The organism is Devosia algicola (genome assembly GCF_028816455.1).
GTDB classification, from domain to species: domain Bacteria; phylum Pseudomonadota; class Alphaproteobacteria; order Rhizobiales; family Devosiaceae; genus Devosia; species Devosia algicola.
The window spans coordinates 1520456-1538918 of sequence record NZ_CP118246.1; the positions used below are offsets into that span (position 1 = coordinate 1520456).

At 58.3% G+C, this 18463-nt stretch carries 18 protein-coding genes and 3 pseudogenes; 10 read left to right on the forward strand and 11 right to left on the reverse strand.

The window, feature by feature from the left end; genetic code table 11:
- Nucleotides 1-39: 39 nt before the first annotated feature.
- From PSQ19_RS08090 to PSQ19_RS08105, 4 genes are all read right to left on the reverse strand, one after another.
- Nucleotides 40-1116 carry an ABC transporter ATP-binding protein gene (locus PSQ19_RS08090; protein WP_282220356.1) on the reverse strand — a complete coding sequence of 359 codons (1077 nt, stop codon included), beginning with the start codon at nt 1114-1116 and terminating at the stop codon, nt 40-42.
- Between the two features lie 41 nt (nt 1117-1157).
- Nucleotides 1158-2039, reverse strand: a complete 882-nt coding sequence (locus PSQ19_RS08095) for a carbohydrate ABC transporter permease (protein WP_282220357.1) — start codon at nt 2037-2039, stop codon at nt 1158-1160.
- The gene (locus PSQ19_RS08100) at nt 2029-2985 is read right to left on the reverse strand and encodes a carbohydrate ABC transporter permease (protein WP_282210702.1); all 957 of its coding nucleotides are present in this window, start codon (nt 2983-2985) and stop codon (nt 2029-2031) included. The genes PSQ19_RS08095 and PSQ19_RS08100 overlap by 11 nt, the downstream gene beginning before the upstream one ends.
- Before the next feature lie 61 nt (nt 2986-3046).
- The gene (locus PSQ19_RS08105; RefSeq protein ID WP_282220358.1) at nt 3047-4573 is read right to left on the reverse strand and encodes an ABC transporter substrate-binding protein; all 1527 of its coding nucleotides are present in this window, start codon (nt 4571-4573) and stop codon (nt 3047-3049) included.
- Between the two features lie 143 nt (nt 4574-4716).
- On the opposite strand from PSQ19_RS08105, the gene PSQ19_RS08110 reads away from it, so the two are divergent.
- The 5 genes from PSQ19_RS08110 (at nt 4717) to PSQ19_RS08130 (ending at nt 7877) form a co-directional block, all read left to right on the forward strand.
- Nucleotides 4717-5214: a LysR family transcriptional regulator gene (locus PSQ19_RS08110; RefSeq protein ID WP_282220359.1), complete on the forward strand. Its 498-nt coding sequence runs from the start codon at nt 4717-4719 to the stop codon at nt 5212-5214.
- A gap of 7 nt (nt 5215-5221) precedes the next feature.
- Nucleotides 5222-5614, forward strand: a complete 393-nt coding sequence (locus tag PSQ19_RS08115; protein WP_282220360.1) for a LysR substrate-binding domain-containing protein — start codon at nt 5222-5224, stop codon at nt 5612-5614.
- Nucleotides 5615-5717: 103 nt separating this feature from the next.
- Nucleotides 5718-6437 carry a FadR/GntR family transcriptional regulator gene (locus PSQ19_RS08120; protein ID WP_282220361.1) on the forward strand — a complete coding sequence of 240 codons (720 nt, stop codon included), beginning with the start codon at nt 5718-5720 and terminating at the stop codon, nt 6435-6437.
- A complete protein-coding gene (locus PSQ19_RS08125) occupies nt 6437-7066 on the forward strand; it encodes a sulfatase-like hydrolase/transferase (RefSeq protein ID WP_282220362.1) in 630 nt (209 codons plus the stop codon). The genes PSQ19_RS08120 and PSQ19_RS08125 overlap by 1 nt, the downstream gene beginning before the upstream one ends.
- On the forward strand, nt 7038-7877 hold the full coding sequence (locus tag PSQ19_RS08130; protein ID WP_282220363.1) for a sulfatase family protein: 840 nt from the start codon (nt 7038-7040) through the stop codon (nt 7875-7877). Before PSQ19_RS08125 ends, PSQ19_RS08130 begins: the two co-directional genes overlap by 29 nt.
- 3 nt (nt 7878-7880) lie before the next feature.
- On the opposite strand, the gene PSQ19_RS08135 is transcribed toward PSQ19_RS08130, so the two are convergent.
- Nucleotides 7881-8717, reverse strand: coding sequence for a sulfatase/phosphatase domain-containing protein (locus PSQ19_RS08135; protein ID WP_282220364.1), 837 nt, complete (start codon nt 8715-8717; stop codon nt 7881-7883).
- Nucleotides 8668-9420: a sulfatase-like hydrolase/transferase gene (locus tag PSQ19_RS08140; RefSeq protein ID WP_282220365.1), complete on the reverse strand. Its 753-nt coding sequence runs from the start codon at nt 9418-9420 to the stop codon at nt 8668-8670. The genes PSQ19_RS08135 and PSQ19_RS08140 overlap by 50 nt, the downstream gene beginning before the upstream one ends.
- A gap of 217 nt (nt 9421-9637) precedes the next feature.
- On the opposite strand from PSQ19_RS08140, the gene PSQ19_RS08145 reads away from it, so the two are divergent.
- Nucleotides 9638-10036 carry a VOC family protein gene (locus PSQ19_RS08145; RefSeq protein WP_282220366.1) on the forward strand — a complete coding sequence of 133 codons (399 nt, stop codon included), beginning with the start codon at nt 9638-9640 and terminating at the stop codon, nt 10034-10036.
- A gap of 63 nt (nt 10037-10099) precedes the next feature.
- On the opposite strand, the pseudogene PSQ19_RS08150 reads toward PSQ19_RS08145, so the two are convergent.
- Both PSQ19_RS08150 and PSQ19_RS08155 read right to left on the reverse strand, forming a co-directional pair.
- Nucleotides 10100-11540, reverse strand: a pseudogene (locus PSQ19_RS08150) (aldehyde dehydrogenase family protein).
- A gap of 30 nt (nt 11541-11570) precedes the next feature.
- Nucleotides 11571-12726: pseudogene (locus tag PSQ19_RS08155) on the reverse strand (fumarylacetoacetate hydrolase family protein).
- A gap of 193 nt (nt 12727-12919) precedes the next feature.
- On the opposite strand from PSQ19_RS08155, the gene PSQ19_RS08160 reads away from it, so the two are divergent.
- On the forward strand, nt 12920-13639 hold the full coding sequence (locus tag PSQ19_RS08160) for an SIMPL domain-containing protein (RefSeq protein ID WP_282220367.1): 720 nt from the start codon (nt 12920-12922) through the stop codon (nt 13637-13639).
- Nucleotides 13640-13710: 71 nt separating this feature from the next.
- On the opposite strand, the gene PSQ19_RS08165 is transcribed toward PSQ19_RS08160, so the two are convergent.
- Nucleotides 13711-14541 (reverse strand): sulfite exporter TauE/SafE family protein, encoded by an 831-nt coding sequence (locus PSQ19_RS08165; RefSeq protein WP_282220368.1) that lies wholly within the window; start codon nt 14539-14541, stop codon nt 13711-13713.
- 261 nt (nt 14542-14802) lie between these two features.
- Between PSQ19_RS08165 and PSQ19_RS08170 the strand changes: the two genes are divergently transcribed.
- The 3 genes from PSQ19_RS08170 (at nt 14803) to PSQ19_RS08180 (ending at nt 17646) form a co-directional block, all read left to right on the forward strand.
- Nucleotides 14803-15315, forward strand: coding sequence for a hypothetical protein (locus tag PSQ19_RS08170; protein ID WP_282220369.1), 513 nt, complete (start codon nt 14803-14805; stop codon nt 15313-15315).
- Nucleotides 15316-15493: 178 nt separating this feature from the next.
- Complete coding sequence (locus PSQ19_RS08175) at nt 15494-17017, forward strand: OmpA family protein (protein ID WP_282220370.1); 1524 nt, start codon at nt 15494-15496, stop codon at nt 17015-17017.
- A gap of 251 nt (nt 17018-17268) precedes the next feature.
- On the forward strand, nt 17269-17646 hold the full coding sequence (locus PSQ19_RS08180; protein WP_282220371.1) for a hypothetical protein: 378 nt from the start codon (nt 17269-17271) through the stop codon (nt 17644-17646).
- Nucleotides 17647-17855: 209 nt separating this feature from the next.
- Here the strand turns inward: PSQ19_RS08180 and PSQ19_RS08185 are convergent, their stop codons facing one another.
- Nucleotides 17856-18077: a hypothetical protein gene (locus PSQ19_RS08185; RefSeq protein ID WP_282220372.1), complete on the reverse strand. Its 222-nt coding sequence runs from the start codon at nt 18075-18077 to the stop codon at nt 17856-17858.
- 86 nt (nt 18078-18163) lie between these two features.
- A pseudogene (locus tag PSQ19_RS19355) lies at nt 18164-18459 on the reverse strand (HlyU family transcriptional regulator).
- Nucleotides 18460-18463 lie beyond the last annotated feature (4 nt).

An 18463-nucleotide genomic window follows, 5' to 3' on the forward strand; every position in this document is an offset into this window, starting at 1 on the left:
GTTTGGTAATTGCGCCCGGTCGATCCGCGGCAAATGAAATTAAGAACTGGCGACCGCAAGACCCTTGATCGCGACCCCGCCAGCATCGAAAAAGTGCGTCCGCCCAGAAAGGTCGAACCCGACCGTCGAGCCCACCGGTGTGTCGGTGCCGCCTTCGAATCGCACAACGATTTCCTGGCCCCAACCTGTGCGCACATAAACAAATTCCGCATCGCCCAAACGCTCGACCACACTGACCTCTCCGGTCAGCGCCGCCGATTCCACTGGCGCCGAGCGCAATTGGTCGGCCCGGACACCCACCGTTGCAACGTTGTGAGCATCACCGGAAGTCGTGAGACTGCGGCCATCCTTGAACTGCAACGCACCGCCCGCCCCCGGCGTAACATCGATAAGATTCATCTTGGGCGAACCGATAAACCCGGCGACAAACAGATTGGCGGGGTTGCTGTAAGGCTCCATCGGCGCGCCGACCTGCTCGACAATGCCTTTGCGCAGCACCACGATCTTGGTGGCCAGCGTCATCGCTTCGACCTGGTCATGGGTCACATAGATCATGGTGGCCCCGCCCAGTTGGCGATGCAGCTTGGCAATTTCCAGCCGCGTGGCAACGCGCAACTCAGCGTCCAGATTAGACAGCGGTTCGTCAAACAGAAAGACCTGCGGATCGCGCACGATGGCGCGCCCGATTGCCACGCGCTGGCGTTGTCCACCGGACAATTGCCGTGGCTTGCGATCCAGCAATTCCTCGATCTGCAAAATCTTTGCCGCGTCCTCGACCCGCTTGGCAACCTCGGCCTTGGGCCGTCCATTCATACGCAGGCCAAAACCCATATTCTGCTCAACGCTCATATGCGGATAAAGCGCATAGGTCTGGAATACCATCGCGACCCCGCGATGCGAGGGATCGACCTCGTTGACCCGATGGTCATTGATGAACACATCGCCGCCCGATATTTCCTCCAGCCCCGCGATCATGCGCAACAGCGTGGACTTGCCGCACCCCGATGGGCCAACAAAGACGCAAAATTCTCCCTTGTCGATCTCGATATCGACGCCATGGATTACCTTGGTGGCGCCATAGGCTTTGGTGACACCTTTGAGACTAAGTCCGGGCATGGGGTGAGACACTCCAGTTGAAATTGTCGAACATGGCTCGCTCAGCCCTTTACCGCGCCAGCCAGTCCATCAATGAAATAGCGTTGCAGGAACAGGAACAGCACGACCACCGGCACGATGGTGATGGTCGAGGCGGCGGTCATCCCGCCCCAATCGACGAAGTTTTCGCCCTTGAAGGCATAAACCCCCACCGAAAGCGTGCGGATCGCGGGATTGGCCAGCGTAACCACCAATGGCAGCAGAAAATCGTTCCAGGCATATAGGGTCTGCATGACGATAACCGTCACAATGATCGGCTTGGACAGCGGCAGCATCACGTACCAGAAGGTGCGAACAAACCCGACGCCGTCCATCTTGGCAGCTTCTTCAAGCTCGTCCGGCATCTGGCTGAAATAGCCAGCAAACAGCAGAACAAAGATCACGAACGACCCACCGGTTGTCGCCAGCATCACGCCCCAGAGCGATTGCCCCAGCCCCAGCATGCTCAACAGTTCGAACACTGGAATGATGGTATAGCCCTGCGGCACGAACATGGTGAAAACCAGGAGGCCAAAGATGAAACCGCGGCCCAAGAACTTCCGCCGCCCCAGAACATAGCCCATCATGGCTGTGGCAATGGTCACCAGCAGCACCGAGCCAACCGTGACAAACAGCGTGTTGAAGAAATAGGCACCAATATTGGCCTCGTTCCAGGCCCGCAGATAATTGTCGAATACCGGCTGGCTGGGGATCAATCCTTCGCTAGCGAAAATGGCCGCATTGGTCTTGAACGACGCCGATACCATCCACACCAGCGGATAGATCCAGATACAGCACACCGCAGCCAGCAGGGCGCTGACGATCCAGCGTCGCACACGTGGCGTGATCAATGGCTGGCGAATGACATATTCGCTGGCCGCACTGCTGGCGGCTTCAAGCGCCATTTGGCTTCTCCCGGCTGCGCAGATAGCGAACGGCAAATATTTGAAGAATGGTCAGCACCATGATCGCCAGCCCGAAGAACACGCCGGCGGCACTGGCATAGCCGAGCCTTGGCACTGCCCCGTTGAGCGTCGCAAAGGCATTGCGGAAAATGTAGACTTCCATCACTTCGGAGGCGAAATAGGGCCCGCCCTGCGTCATTGATTGGATCAGTGGAAACACATTGAGCGCGCCAATTGCCGAGATCAGTGCAATGACGATGGCAAACGGGGTGATCATTGGTAAAACGATAAAGAAGGTCACCTGCCAGCCCTTGACCCCATCCAACTTGGCGGCCTCATAAAGCTCGGCCGGCACGGTTTGTAGCGCCGCCAGCCAATAGACCATGGTCACCCCGACCCACTTCCAGACGAAAATCCCCGCCAGCGTCCAAAGGACGAGATTGGGATCACCAAGGAAATCAATGGCCCGATTGATCAGGCCCGCATCGAGCAACCCGATATTGACCGGCCCGTTGAAGGGGCTGAGCATGATGGTCATCACAATGCCGATAATGGCGACGGGGGTAACAACCGGCAAAAAGATCAGGGTGCGAAACAGCGCCGACATCCGCAACAGCTTGTTGTTGAGAATGATGGCAAAGACGAGCGACACCGCCATCTGCGCCGGAACGGTGCTCAGCGTGAATATGAACGAGCGCGCGAACGCGTCCCAGAAATATTTGTCCTGCAAAAGTTCTGCGTAATTGGCAAAGCCCACAAAAGCCTGATTGGCGTCAAATCCCGACCAGTTGAGCAGCGAAAACCACTGCGATGCAAACAGGGGATAGAGTATGAACAGCCCGAAAATCACCATTCCCGGAACGAGGAACAGATAGTCGATCCGGCTCTGCCAGAGGCGATGCCCCAGCCCGGCGCGGTGCGGAACTGTCGAAATTGAACTTGCCATGAAGGAACTCTCTAATCGAGGGCCCGCCCGTGAGTGGTACGGACGGGCCCGGTCGGGGAGATCAGAGCGCTTTGTAGTCAGCGCCGACATAGTCACGTTCTGGCTGCCAGTTGGCAAAAACCAGTTCGTCGCGGCTGACGTCTGCGCCCCCGTCCTTGGCCGCCTTGAAGGCTGCGTCCAGCGCGGTGTTGGTCGCCGATTTGAGCGTCGTCAACTGCTCCTTGATGCCGCTGGCCTGGCCGGTAAACAGTCCCTGCACGGTCTGTGCGAGACTCGGCGTCGGTTCGACATAGGCCTTTGCAACTTCCGAAAGCGCTGGATTGCGCGCGAACGGATTGGGGCCGATGCGGATGACATCCTGGAACATGGCGAGTGCCGCCTTGGAGCGTTCTGACATGGTTGAGTTGGCCTGCGCGGCCGGGAATATCGGGGGATCAGACGGTCCAACCACATTGCCCCAATCGGTCTGGCCCTGCTCAGTACCGAGATAATGGAACACATCAGCCGCAATTTGCGGATTTTTGGCCTTGGCATTGATGAACATTGTATTCGCCGATGATGCCAGACTGCCAGCGATCACATATGTTCCGGTCGTCCCTGCTGGTGCCGGTGGTGGCGCAATACCGAAGTCGAAATCCGGATTCTCGCGTTCCCACTGCGGAATATTCCACGGCCCCTGCAAAATCATCCCGGCGGCACCCTGAGGCACCAGTGCGCGTGCCTGTGGTGCATTCAACCCCATGATGCCGGGGAAAATGCTCCCATCGGCATTCAGTGCCAGCAGCAGTTCAACGGCGCCGACAAACTCGTCGCTGTCAAACACCAACTCGCCGGTCCGGAAGTCAATGCCGGTGCCAATCGAGGTATCGCCACACGCCCGCCCAGCCATCTGGGCCAGCGTCCGGGTGATATCTGCCCAACGATTGACCTGCGCACCGCCCATGATAAGGCCATAGGCGCGGCCCTTGCTGTTTTCAGTGATCTTGCGGGCAGATTCCCGGAACGTGTCCCAATCAAGTGGTGTCGTTTCCGGATCGAACCCGGCATCCTGCATATATTGGCGATTGAACAGCACGTGGGCGCTGGTCACGCGGGCTGAAGTATAGGGCAAGCCATATGTCTTGCCGTCAAACTCATTGATGCCTTCAAGGAACGCGCCAGCAGGAAAGCCTTCCTTCCAGGCCGCCAGATCCGGAATATAATCGTCAAGCGGCTGCACCCAACCTTCCTTGACCGCGAAGGCCGGTGGCAGGTTCAGTGGCAGGCAGAACGCATCCTGGGCGGTATTATTACGCACACCCAGCGGCAGCACAGTGTTGATTTCGTTCCAGGGCAGCCCGTCATAGACCACCTCGATACCGCGATCTTCGCCATACTTCTTGAAGAACGCCTTGTAGAACACGGCCTTTTGGTCGCCGCTATCGATCCAGCGGAACGGACCATCGGCTTCAAGCGGCGCGATTGGCTCGGCAATGCTGAATTCTTGCGCCAGGCTTGGCACGATGCCGCTTAGCGCCACCGCGCCCAACGCAGTCGAGCCTACCAAAAAGCTGCGCCGGCTCATGCCAGCACTGGTAATACGCTTCATTGTGTCTTCTCCTCCAATATTCGGAAACAACCATTGGCCAGTCGTTCCGAAATAATTCCTTCGTCCTATCCATTGCAGCTATAGAAAACAAATGCCATTCTCGCCAACAGCGATTAAGGAATTTGATCACTATGCTAGACCGCATGAATCTCTTGTTCCGCTTTCAGGCGATTGCTGAAGCGGGCAGCGTTCGTCGGGCCGCCGAACGGCTCAACATCACCCAGCCAGCGCTGTCCCGCTCGCTGGCGCAACTTGAAAAACACTATGCTCAACCGCTGTTGGAACGACACGCGCGTGGTGTCAGACCAACCGGATTTGGCCAGCGGCTGCTCTCCACCATTTCGCGTCTGGCGCGCGACTGGGAGCTGGCTGAAATTGAATTGGCCAGTGGTGGTCGCCTGGCCGAAGGTCTGCTGCGCATCAATGCCGGCCCGCTCTGGTCCGCAGTCGCACTTCCCGCAATTCTGGTAAAGCTGCACCAGATGTTTCCAAATCTGGTTGTTGAAATTGGCAATCGGTCCGGTGCCGCCGTCAATGCCGACCTGATGGAGGGCAGGATCGATGTGTCCTTTGGCGGCATGCACGCGGCAGACATGCTGTCCAGCCAGACTCGAAACCCGAGAATTTACCCGCGTTCATGACCGTGTCATGGCCCGCACCGGCCACCCCATTCATCAATGCAACCCCACCGACTATGCAGCACTGCACCGGTACCCTTGGGTCATTTATGCTATTGACCCGGTCTATGAGGCTGAAACCCTGCACACTCTTGTCGAACGCACCGGCGTGCCGCCGCAGATCCGCGCCCGCTCCAGTTCGCTTCTGGCCGCGTTGCGGTTGCTTCAGGAGGGAGACTATCTGTGCATGTTGCCGGACGCGGCGGTTACCGGCATGCAAGGTGAATCGATCATTCCTACCCCGCTCGACATGGGGCGGCGCAGCGGCCCCTCGGGCGCAACCTTCCGCCGGGCCATTGCCGACTATGCGCCCATGCAGGAACTGTTGCGCCTGTGCGCTGCTCATTTTCATCCCGCCGCTTAGCGCTCGCGACATATGCCGCACCCAATCAAAAGACAAACTCGATTTGCTTTTATGTCAGACATAAAGCATTATGTCCAACATAATATCGAAAGGACATTGTTTGATGTTTCGCGCCATGAACCGCGACGTCGCCCCTGCTGAAACCGGCGCTGCCGTCATAGCGCGTCAACTAGCTTCCGCCATTCTGCGCGGCGAATATCCGCCAGAATCAATATTGCCGGGCGAAATCGAACTGGCCACCAAGTTCTCGGCCAGCCGCACATCAGTGCGCGAAGCGCTAAAGTCGCTTTCGGCCAAGGGTCTTATTCAGTCACGCAAAAAGGCGGGTACCAGCGTTCGCCCGCGGGCCGATTGGCAAATGCTGGATCGAGACCTACTGGCCTTGCGCCTTGAAATTGGCCCCGAACACAGTTTCGCCACCGACCTATTGGCCCTGCGTCAGGCCATCGAGCCCGCCGCCGCCGCCGCCGCCGCCCAACATCAGGACAAGGCAGCCATTGCCGTGATCGCGGCTGCCTTTGCCGAAATGGAAGCCGCCACCCATGATCGCACCCGCTTTGTCGACCCCGACCTGCGCTTTCACAAGGCGATATTGGCAGCCTCGGGCAATGAGTTCATGATGGCATTCGGGGCGATGATCGAAGCAGGCCTTGCCGCCTTCATCACCATATCTTTGCGCCACTCCGGCGCGCCTGCCCCCTCCGTGCCGCTCCACCACAATATTCTCAAAGCTATAGAGGCGGCAGACCCGGAAGCGGCCCGCACGGCCATGGAAACACTCCTGTCTCGCACAAAATCCAACATCAGTCAGGATCACGCATAATGACCGACGAACCAGCCAAGCGCCCTCATATTTTTCTGGTCATTACCGACCAGCAGCGCTTTGACACCATCAACGCGCTTGGGGCGTCCCACATGGACACGCCAAATCTGGATCGCCTCGTCAATGAAGGGGTTTCGTTCCACAATTGCTTTATCAACGCGCCCTCCTGCGTGCCCAGCCGCGCCAGTCTGTTCTCGGGCTATTTCCCTCATACCACCGGCGTGCTGCGCAACGGTCAGAACTGGGAAAAAACCTGGGTCGAACTGCTCGCCAATGCCGGCTATCATTGCGTCAATGTCGGCAAGATGCACACCATCCCCTATGACGCCAAAGCAGGTTTTAGCGAAAGGTTCGTGGTTGAAAACAAGGATCGCTTCTTTGAAGGCCGCTGGTTTGCCGACGAATGGGACAAATCGCTCCAGCATCAGGGCGTAACCAAACCCTCGCGCGCCATGTACCGCACCCTGCCCGATTACAGCGAACGCCTTGGCGCCTTTGAATGGCCGCTGGCCGAACACCAGCATGCCGATGTGTTTGTTGCCGAAACCGCCGCATGGTGGCTTGAAACCCGCCCCATGCCCGAAGCCCTGTTCATGCAAATTGGCTTTCCCGGCCCGCACCCCCTATGACCCACCAAAGGCATATGCCGACGCTTATCTCGCCAGGGACGATCTGCCGGTCCCCCTCGTCAGTCCGGCCGATCTCGATGGCTTGCCGCCGATGCTCAAGGACAAACGCACCCATGACGTGGCGGTCGATCACGACGCCATCTCATGGTCGCTCAATCCCACAACCGAGCAATTGCGGCGCCTCCGCGCCCATTATGACGGCAATGTCACCCTGATCGACAAGCAACTCGGACGTCTGCTCGAAACCATTGAATCCAAAGGCTACATCGACAATTCCATCGTCATTTTCATGTCCGACCATGGCGACAATCTTGGCGAACACGGCCTGTCGCAAAAATGGTCGATGTACGACATGGTCACCCGCGTGCCTGCCATCGTCTGGGCCCCCGGCAAGTTTGTCGGCGGTCGGCGCCTCAAACAAATGTGCCAGTTATTCGATTTCGGCCCCACCATTCTTGAACTGGCTGGCGTCACCCCGCCCGCCGATTTCGAGGCCCAAAGTCTGGTCCCCGCACTTAAGGGAAACGACTGGTCTGGCCGCGACGCGGTATTCTGCGAACAGGCAGGCGACGTCACCATGGAAGATACTCGCCTGATCACCATGGTGCGCACCGAAACCGAAAAAGCGGTCCTCTACCTCGGCTCCGATCAGGGCCAGTATTTCGACCTCGAAACCGACCCGCTCGAAGAAAACAACCGCTGGAACGATCCCGCCGCCGCGCCCCAGATTGCGGCGCTGCGTCAGCGATTGCTCGAATGGCGGCTCGACAGTTCAGTCCACACCATGGACCGAACCACCGCCCATCGTTAGGCGTTACGCACCTGCGATCCGGGGCATTCTGGTTGGCTCGGATCGCATCACCCCCTGAACCATGGCAAGCAGCATGTCCTGCTTGAGCGCGGCACTGGCGGGATCATCCCAAAGATTTCTGATCTCGCGCGGATCAGTTTCAAGATCAAACAGTTCGCCAAATTCACCATGCCGATAGACGCTGATCTTGTAGCGCTGATCGACATAGGTCTGCACATGCGGCATTTCAGGATTGTGGCGGTTTTCACAAATGACAAAATCGCGCACCGGTTCCGTCCCGCCCGCCCAATAAGCCATTTGTGACACGCCCTGCATTTCGCCCGGCACCTTGAGGCCCGCCGCATCCAGCATCGTCGGCGCGAGGTCCACCAGCGACACCAGCGCGTCCGATACCCGTCCGGCAGGCACCGTTCCGGGTTGCCGCACGAGGAAGGGAATGCGCAACATATCCTCATAATGGAACGGACCCTTGGCAATCAGCCCGTGCTGGCCGAGAAAATGACCATGGTCGGTGGTAAAGATCACCAGCGTATTTTCGGTGATACCAAGGGCATCGAGCTTGTCGAGCAGTTTGCCCACCTCCTGATCAATAAAGCTGATCATGCCGTAATAGGTGGTCTTGTCCTTCTTCAGTTCCGCTTCGGGATAGAGATGGCTGGAGCACCCGTGGGCTGCATGGGGTTTGTGCCAATCACCAAAATCGGGATCTTCTTCCTGTGTCTTGCCGAAATGGGGCGGATTGCGCTCATGCTCGCCCGGTACCACGGCCCCAACGCTCATATCGCCTGGATCATACATCGAAGCCCACGGTTCGCTGACCGTATAGGGGGTGCGGATCATGAAAACTCGACCACAGAAAGAAGGGTTTGCCGCTATCGGCCTGCTGATCGAGATAGGCCAGCGACCGCTCGCCGGTCCAGTAGGTATAATGCAATTCCTGCGGCAACTGCCAGGATCGCTCGTCGCGGCAATAGCCGTATCTGTCCGCTCTTTTCGGGGCCTTGGAAGCACTGTCGCCCGGCAAGGGCTGGAAATATTCCTTCCAGTCGGTCAAGCCATGCTCTTCAAGCCAAATGGCATAATGTTGGCCGACATGGCTTTCATCGGCATGATTGCGCGCCAACTCCACATGCTCGAACCCGTACCAGGTCTGGTTGAACCCGCGCCAGAAATCGAGATCCCGCAATGTCGGCTGCGCTTCAATGGAAGGGGATTCCGCGGTCGAGGCCAGCGGCTGGAAATGCGCCTTGCCGATCAGGGCCGTTGAATAGCCCGCTTCAATCAGTGCTGCACCGACTGTGGGCACATCCTCGGGCAATTTGACCCCGATGGTCCAGGCACCATGATGGGAAGGATATTGCCCGGTAATGATGCTGGCGCGCGAAGGCGTGCACACAGGGGACGGGCAATAGGCCCGGTCAAACCGCGATCCCTCGCGACACAAGCGGTCCAGATTCGGCGTCTTGAGTTTGGGATCGTGCACGCCCAGCGCTTCAAAATGTTGTTGATCAGTGGTAATCAGCAAAATATTGGGTTTGGGCATCGGCCATATCCTTCCAGTCGCGCATCTCGTTGGCGCAACCTAACCATCCCTGAAAAATAGGACAGTGCGTTTTGTTCGGTCCCCGATAGGTTTTTTTGATCGCTCCGTGTCAATCAGCGCGCACTTGTAGGCTCCCACCCACATGGCGCATATTTTTGCGCAGTCGTCCCACCGCCGATCCCCGGCGCGCGGACACGACAGTTGGAGGGATCTCAATATGGCCGACCCCGCAGCAATTTCGGGCATTACGCCCTACCTCAGCATCAATGGCGCCCGCGACGCCATCGACTTTTACAAAAAGGCATTTGATGCCGTCGAACGCGATGTCATGCTCGCCGATGACAAGACGCGCATCATGCACGCCACAATCGAGATCAATGGCGCACCGATTTTCCTCTGCGATTTCTTCCCCGAATTTGGCAGTGTCGTTACCCAACCGCAGGCCTTTAATCTGCATATTCAGGTCGATGACGCCCAAAAATGGTGGGATCGCGCCGTGGCCGCCGGATGTACCGTCTCGATGAAGCTGGAAAAGCAGTTTTGGGGCGATATTTATGGCCAGGTCAAAGACCCGTTCGGCGTCAGCTGGGCCATCGATCAGGCCGATTCAAAATAATCGCCAAACAAAAGGTGCCCCGGCAATCCGGGGCACCCAAACCTTGCAAACCGAAAGGCGGGCCTAGCCTGCCGACGTATAGGCGGTTTTGACCACAGTGAAGAACTCGGCGGCATATTTGCCCTGCTCGCGCGAGCCATAGGACGAGTTCTTGCGCCCACCGAAGGGCACGTGGAAATCAACCCCCGCCGTTGGCAGATTGACCATTACCATGCCCGCTTCAGCATTGCGCTTGAAATCGGTCGCATATTTCAGCGAGGTGGTCACAATACCAGCCGACAGACCGAAATCGGTGTCGTTGGAAACCGCCAGCGCTTCGTCATAGTCCTTGACCCGGATAACCGACGCCACCGGACCGAAAATTTCTTCGCGCGAAATGCGCATCTGATTGTTGGCTTCGGTAAACAGCGTTGGCTGCAAATAAAAGCCCTCGGTGTCACATTTGACGCGCTCGCCACCGACAACCAGTTTGGCGCCTTCGCTCTTGCCAATTTCGATATAGTCGGTGTCCTGCTTGAGCTGGCTCGCATCGACCACCGGCCCGATATCGGTGCCCTTGGCCAAGGCATCGCCAACCTTGAGGCCCTTGGCGCGGTCGGTCAGCGCCGACACAAACTTGTCGTGAATGCCTTCGGTGACGATCACCCGCGAAGAGGCGGTGCACCGTTGGCCGGTTGAAAAGAACGCCGATTGCGCCACGGTTTCGACCGCAATTTTGAGATCGGCATCGTCCAGCACAACAACCGGATTTTTGCCGCCCATTTCCAACTGGAACTTGCGATTATGCTCAATTGAGGCGGCTGCAACGCGCTTGCCGGTGCCCACCGATCCGGTGAACGAGATGGCATTGACGTCCTTGCTGTCCAGCATTGCCTGTCCAACGACCGAACCACGGCCCATGACTAGGTTCAAAACACCGTTCGGCAGCCCGGCGCGCTTCAAAATATCAACAATCGCCCAGGTACAGCCCGGCACCAGATCAGCTGGCTTGACCACAACAGTATTGCCATAGGCCAGCGCCGGCGCGATTTTCCAGACCGGAATGGCGATGGGGAAGTTCCACGGCGTGATGATCCCGACAACGCCAACAGCTTCGCGGGTAATTTCAATGCCAATGCCGGGACGCACACTTGGCATCAATTCACCGGCGAGCCGCAGGGTTTCACCAGCATAAAAATCAAAAATCTGACCGGCGCGCGTTACCTCGCCAATGCCTTCAGGCAGGGTCTTGCCTTCCTCACGGCTGAGCAATTCACCCAGTTCCTGCTTGCGCGCCAGAATTTCGTCCGCCGTTTTGCGAAGGATGGCATGGCGCTCCAGAATGCCCGAACGCGACCATGCCGGAAACGCGGCCTTGGCGGCGGCAATCGCCTGCTTGGTGTCCTCGGCCGTGCCGCGAGCATAAACACCGACAATGTCGGCTATGTTGGATGGATTGATATTTTCGGCACCATCGAGATCCCACCCATTCGCCATTGATGAGGTTCTTGTGCAGTTCGGTCATGATCAAAGCCTTTGGGTCAATTCAGAAATTTCAAAGTAGTTCGGCACGCGACAGATCGCGCATCAAATGGCTGGCGCCATAGGTCCAGGGCGGGCATTCAGTGGATAGCCTCACCCTGTTAGATAGGGTGCCCAGCGTTGGTGTCGAGATCGACACCACATCATTTATTTTATGGGTGAAGCCCTTGCCTGCCCCGCCACGGTCCTGAACCGGTGCAAACATCGTGCCCAGATAAAGCACCAATCCATCAGGATATTGATGATGCCGCCCGATGGTCGCCGCCACCAGCGACGCCGGGGTACGCGAAATCTGGCTCATTGAGGAATTCCCAACCAGCTCAAATCCATCTTCCCCCGACACATTTAGTGCGATCTCTGCCGCTGAAACTGTTTCAAGCGTAAATGCATCATCGAATAGGCGAATGAACGGTCCCAACGAGCCCGAAGCATTGTTGTCCTTGGCCTTGCCCAGCAGCAGCGCCGAGCGTCCTTCGACATCGCGCAGGTTCACGTCATTGCCCAGCGTCGCGCCGATGATATTGCCAGCGCTGGTGATCAGCAGGGCAACCTCGGGTTCTGGATTATTCCAGGCTCGAAACCGGGTGCAGGCCGACATCGGCGCCAAACCCGACCGAACTCATTGGCTGGCCCTTGGTAAAAATCTCGGCGTCCGGCCCGATGCCCACTTCGAGATATTGGCTCCACACACCGCGCTCGATCAGCGCGGCCTTGACCTGCATCGCCGTTTCAGAACCCGGCACCAGTTCCGACAGATCGGTGCCGATCAGACCGAGAATTTCTGTTCGCAACGCATCGGCGCGCGCCTTGTCGCCCCGCGCCTGCTCCTCGATCACCCGCTCAAGCAGCGACACGACAAAGGTCACGCCGGACGCCTTGATCGCCTGCAAATCGATCGGTGACAACAGGCTGGGCTGGTTCTCGTCACGTTGTTCTGCCCAGCTGTTGGCCATGATCTCGTTGATATCGCCCAAGACGGTCCCCGCAGCCTTGCGCACATATTCGGTTGGCGTTTCACCCTCGGCGATATCGCGCACCGTCGCAGCGCCCGCAGCGGTAATGTCCACCAACTGCCCCGAACGCACGCTCACGACCCGCGGATAGGCAAAACCCGGCGCGCGCGCGCGCCCGATCAACACGCCATTGTCAGGCAAGGCCGCTATGTTCATATCCCGTCCCCTGTAAAATGTTAGCGCCTTGCTAACCCGTCACCATATCGCCATGCAAGCCTTGCAAATGCGAATTGGACCACGACCTTTGGCTAACTTCATTTTCCACATGTCGTTCAACGCCGGTTCATCTGCGCCCAATTACTGACGTATTCAGTGGCGAGACGTGCCACCAATATATTCTGGAGTCCAAATGATGCGAACATTTCTCTCGCTCGCCCCGCTTGCGATCATGGCGGGTCTGGCTGCCCCTGCCTTTGCCGGCACCATTGCGATCAATGGCCATGGTGAAGTTAGCGCCGCGCCTGATACGGCCTATGTGACCTCGGGGGTCACCACCCAGGGCACGACCGCGCGCGAAGCACTGGACGAAAACACTGCCGCCATGGCCGAGCTTATCGCCACCCTCAAGGACGCCGGTATCGAAGCCCGCGACATTCAGACGTCAGGCTTTTCGGTCAGCCCCAATTATGTCTATTCCGACCAGCGCACCCCTTCGGGTTATACCCAGCCGCCCAAGATCAGCGGCTATCAGGTCTCCAACTCGGTTACCGTTCGCGTGCGGGCACTTGATACACTGGGCGGCGTGCTCGACCGTGCGGTCACTGTCGGCGCCAATACCATCAATGGCGTAAATTTTGCCGTTGCCGATCCGGCCGATCTCTACAAGCAAGCCCGCAAGCAGGCGTTTGCCGACGCCCTGGGCAACGCCGAACTTTATGCCGAAGCCGCCAACGGCACATTGGGAGACATCGTCACCATCGAGGAAGCGCAAAATTACGCGCAGCCCCAGCCCTATATGGTCAAGGCCATGGCCGAGGCGGCACCGCGCGCCGACGTTCCCGTTCAGGCCGGGGAACTAACTTTCTCCGCCGATGTTTCAGTTAAGTGGGATCTGTCCCAAACAAAATAGACTGTTCCCCTCTTCGCCGAGGGGCTGGGAAGGTGGGGACGGCCGTCGTAGTCAACCGTCTCCACCGACCCCTAACCTGCCATGACCTTCCACAGCATGTTTAGCCCCACCAGCACCAAAAACCCTGCAAACACATATTTGAGCGTTTTTTGCTCCAGCCGGTGCGCCAGCGTCGCCCCCACCGGCGCAAAAGTGGCGGCCAGAACGCCCACCAGCACCAGTGCGATCAGATTGACGTAGCCGATGCTGAAGGGTGGCGTATCCGCAACAGCCCATCCCGAAATGATAAAACCAATCGTGCCGGAAACCGCAATGGCCACGCCCAGCGCTGCCGACGTACCAACCGCACGATGAATTGGTGCCCCGAACGCTACCTGCGTCGGCACACTTAGCGACCCGCCTCCAATCCCCATCAGTGCTGAAATATAGCCAACCACAAACGCCGAGATCCGGTGCGTCGTCTTTGAGCCGTGCAAATGACCCATCAGCTTGGTCTGAAAGGAAAAAACGATGTTGATGGCGATCACAAATGCCATCACAGCAAAGACAATGCGCAACACATTGCCCGAAAACAACCCGGCCATCAGTCCGCCCAGCAAGGTGCCCGCCACAATGAAGGGCACCCAGAGTTTGAGTGTTTCCAGATCCAGTGCGCCACGACGATAATGGGAGCGCGCACTCATCAATCCGGTGGGAATGATAATGGCGAGCGATGTACCAACAGCAACATGCATGACCACATCGGTGTCATAGCCCAGCCAGGCGAGCGCCGTTGCCAGGGCCGGCACAATGACCGCCCCGCCGCCGACGCCCAGCAATCCTGCGGCAACCCCCGAAACCACGCCGGTGACCATCAACCCCAGAACAAATGGCCACAGGCCAATGATCGTCCCCCAGTCCATTACGCAGAATCCCTTACCACTGCAAAACCGCGCCACCCTGCCACTTCCCTTTTGCGCGCGCCAGCCATTGTGCCGCAATGATGCCACGATCAGCAACGGGGTCCGGCGCTTGGCCCAGTTCGGAACTTTCCCAGGGCCTTGGAGTTGCTAACCTTATCAGGAAGTCGCCTCGAATTTGGAATGTGCGCTTCCATTCATATCCCGTTCACCTTGCCATCGCGATGCTGGCTCAACTCGACGCTTGACCAAAGGAAAACCAACATGCGCTTACGAAATTGGCTGCTTACCGGCACCAGTCTTGGGTTACTGACCTTATCCCCGCTCACCGCCAGCGCGCAGGACAGCGGCCTTGTTGCCGCCTATCAGGCTTTTGTAACCGCCCAGAACAGCGGCGACGCAGCCGCCCTGGAGACTGCCCAGAACGCTTTTAACGAGCAATGCATTGTGGCTGGATACGCCAGCGTTGACGAATGTATTGCCGCCCTGACCGCTCCCGCCGCCGAACCGGCTCCCGCCGCTGAACCAGCGCCAGCGCCTGAAGCCGCACCAGAACCCGAGCAGCAGCCAGAAGTGGCGCCAGAGCCTGAGCCGCAACCCGAGGTCGCTCCAGAGCCCGAACCGCAACCTGAGGTCGCGCCAGAACCTGAGCCGCAGCCAGAAGTGACGCCAGAGCCTGAAGCCGCGCCTGAAGCTGTTCCCGAACCATCGGCACCCGCTGAGGCGGCACCCGCCGCAGAACAGGCAGCTCCAACCGAACCAGGCTCCCGCCGCTGAACCAGCCCCGGCGGAACAACCAGCCCCTGCGGAGCAAGCTGCACCTGCTGAAACAGAAACCCCAGCAGTACAAGCCGCGCCCGCCGATCAACCAGCCGAGGCCGCGCCTGCCGAACAGCAAGCCCCTGCCGCTGAGCAACCAGCACCGGCTGAAGCCACGGTAGATATCTCAGCCGATTTGCAGGCCCAGATCGATATCTATAATGACGCCATTGCCGATATTCTGGCTGGTGGCGACCGCGCCGGGGCCGACGCCAAAATGGCAGCTGCCCAACAACAGATCGATGCACTTTGTCAGCAGGCAAACTTCCCTGACACGGCAGCATGTCTGGCCAATTATGGTATGGAACTGCCCGCCCCGCCGCCAGCAGCCGCAGGCGCAGTTGAGCAACCGGCAGCACCCGCTGAAACGCCAGCAGCAGCACCTGTTGAGGCCCCTGCAGAACCCACAGAAACCATCGAAGCCCTGCCTGAAGGCGTAACTCAGGATCAGGTCGCCCCGGTCCTCGACAGTGCCAAGGATGAACAGGCCGCCCCTGCGGATGCCAACCGGCCCGCAGCTGATGCAGCGCCCGAAGCGCCTGCCGAGCCACCACCGGCCGATGACAAGGCTTCCCAGGCAAACTTCGCGCCTGACGCCGCTGAAATTCAGCCAGTAAACGAGGAACAGGGCGAGCGCATAGAGGTCCAGCAACTGGCCCCTCAGGAGATGCCGCAAAACGTTACGGTGATCAACCAGACCAATGTCACCACGACCAACAATACGACCAACAACGTCACCAACAACACCATCGACAATTCGACCAACACGACGGCTGTTCAGCAAAACAATGTCGAAGCCAGCTTCGGCAACACGCTCACCCAGGTCATCTTGCAGGTGGGTAGCCAACTGATCGTTGAAAATCGAGGACAGGATACCGATCGCTTCCTCGATGCCGACGGTCAGGACGAAATCTACTATGATCGCCTGGGCAACGGACGCGTGCGCGAAACCATTGTGCGGGCCGACGGCTGGCAGATCGTAACCGTGCGCAATCGGAATGGCGACGTCCTGCGCCGCTCCAAGATTGATCCGGACGGGCGCGAATATGTCTTGGCCTATTTTGATGACCGCTATGATGAAGACTTGCTCGAATGGCGTGACCCCGGTCAGGACCTGCCCCCGCTGCGCCTCAATATTCCGGTCGATCAATATGTTATTGATGCCCGCAATGTCGATGAGGAGCAGGTTGCAACCTTCTTCCGCCAGCCCCCTGTCGAGCAGGTCGCGCGTCTATATTCAATCGATGAGGTCAAACGCTCCGCCCGCGTTCGCGACAGCGTGCGCAAGCTCGAAGTCGGGGGTCTCACCTTCGATACGGGCGCTGCCTCGATCAGTCGCGACCAGGTCGGTGCCTTGAGCAAGGTGGCCGCTGCGATGACCCAGTTGCTGCGCGCCAACCCGGCCGAGACCTTCCTCATCGAAGGCCATACCGACGCGGTGGGCTCGGAGATTTCCAACTTGCAGCTGTCGGACTTGCGCGCCGCCACCGTGGCCCGCGTTCTGACCGACTTCTATCAGATACCGCCCGAAAACCTGGCCACCCAGGGTTATGGCGAACGCTATCTGAAAATCCGTACCGAAATGGCTGAACGCGCCAACCGTCGCGTCACCATCCGACGGATCACACCGCTGGTCACCCCGGTCGCCTCGGCCCGCTAGAACTGGTTGACCAAACTGAAAAGGCCGGGCGTCGCGCCCGGTCTTTTCGTTGCAAAAATGCAGCATCAACGAATTGAGACGTCGATTGGCCGCATAATTTATTTCGAAAAAGTTTCGGAATCCTCGGAATACGTTCTCAACCAATTGAAATATATAGATTAAACACCAAAAATTAACCGAACACGTTTTCGGGAACGATTCATTAACACCGGCGTTGCTCTTGCCGTACGGTGAAACAAAGGAGCCTATCCATGGCAACCCCCGATCGTGACAACCTTTACTCCAATGACACCAACCGCGCAGTCTACACGCGTGAAAGCAATGGTACCGCATGGTTTGTCGGTATCGTCGTCGTTCTAGCCCTCTTGGCCATTGGCTATCTGATTTTCTCGGCCAATTCCGGGACGAGCACGTCAGTCGATGTGAATGGCGCCCCCGCAGTTGAAGCACCTGCTACGCCTGCTGCCCCTGCTGACACAGCGCCAGCCCCAATGACTGAGGCACCAGCTGCCCCTGCAACTGATGCAGCACCCGCAGCCGGAGCAGCAACTGACACAGCACCCGCTGCTGACGCAACAGCGCCCGCTACGGCCCCTGCTGGGGACGCAACCGCCCCAGCTGCACAGTAAGAAAATTTATTCGGCGGGATTACACAACAATTGTAGCAACGCCACTAGGCCCCGGTTTTCCGCCGGGGCTTTTTGTTTTCCTGGTTCTGAACAAGGTTCTTGAAGACGCCAGTCGTTTGAATGGTCCTGATCGAAACCTTCAATCAGGCACTAGTCCGGCCTCAATTAGCACCAAAAATCGTCACGACCCCCGACCGTCGCAGTCGCCGCTACTTGCCGGAGCGTTTGATTGACTTGATCGCCAATGGCGGGACGCCGGATTTTTCCGAGATTACAAGATCCTGCTCAACAATGGCGGTCCGTGCCGGCTCGTCGCCGTCCAGCCCCCCCAACAGGCTGGCATCCACCTTGCGGTTGGACCGCTGGCTGCCATCTTCATAAACCACATCGAACATCACGAATTCGCTGCGTGCTGTTGGTTTTCTTGCCATGATACTCACTCCAATTCAGCCGGTCGCGAGCCGCTCGCCGCTTGGCGGGCGCCCACGCAGTTCCAGCTTTTGCTCTATTGAACCGGTTAGTTGAAGATGCCGGTGCCCTGTTCGTCGATGATCTGCCGACCCTTGCTGATCGCCAGCGCGATCAGATCATCCTTGCTGCCCATCCGGTCAGCCCGCACGAACCGGTAGGCTCTTGATCTCACCGCCCACTTCTTTTTCGATGGTGCCGGCCAACTGATATTCACTACCAGCCCGCATCTCGATCGCCTTGATGGTGAAGTCCTTGTAGGCTCTCCTCGCCGAGCACGGCATCGCCCTTTGGCCCCTCAGACTTGGCTTCCCCGCCCCCAAAGAGCTTTTTGAGAAATGACATGACC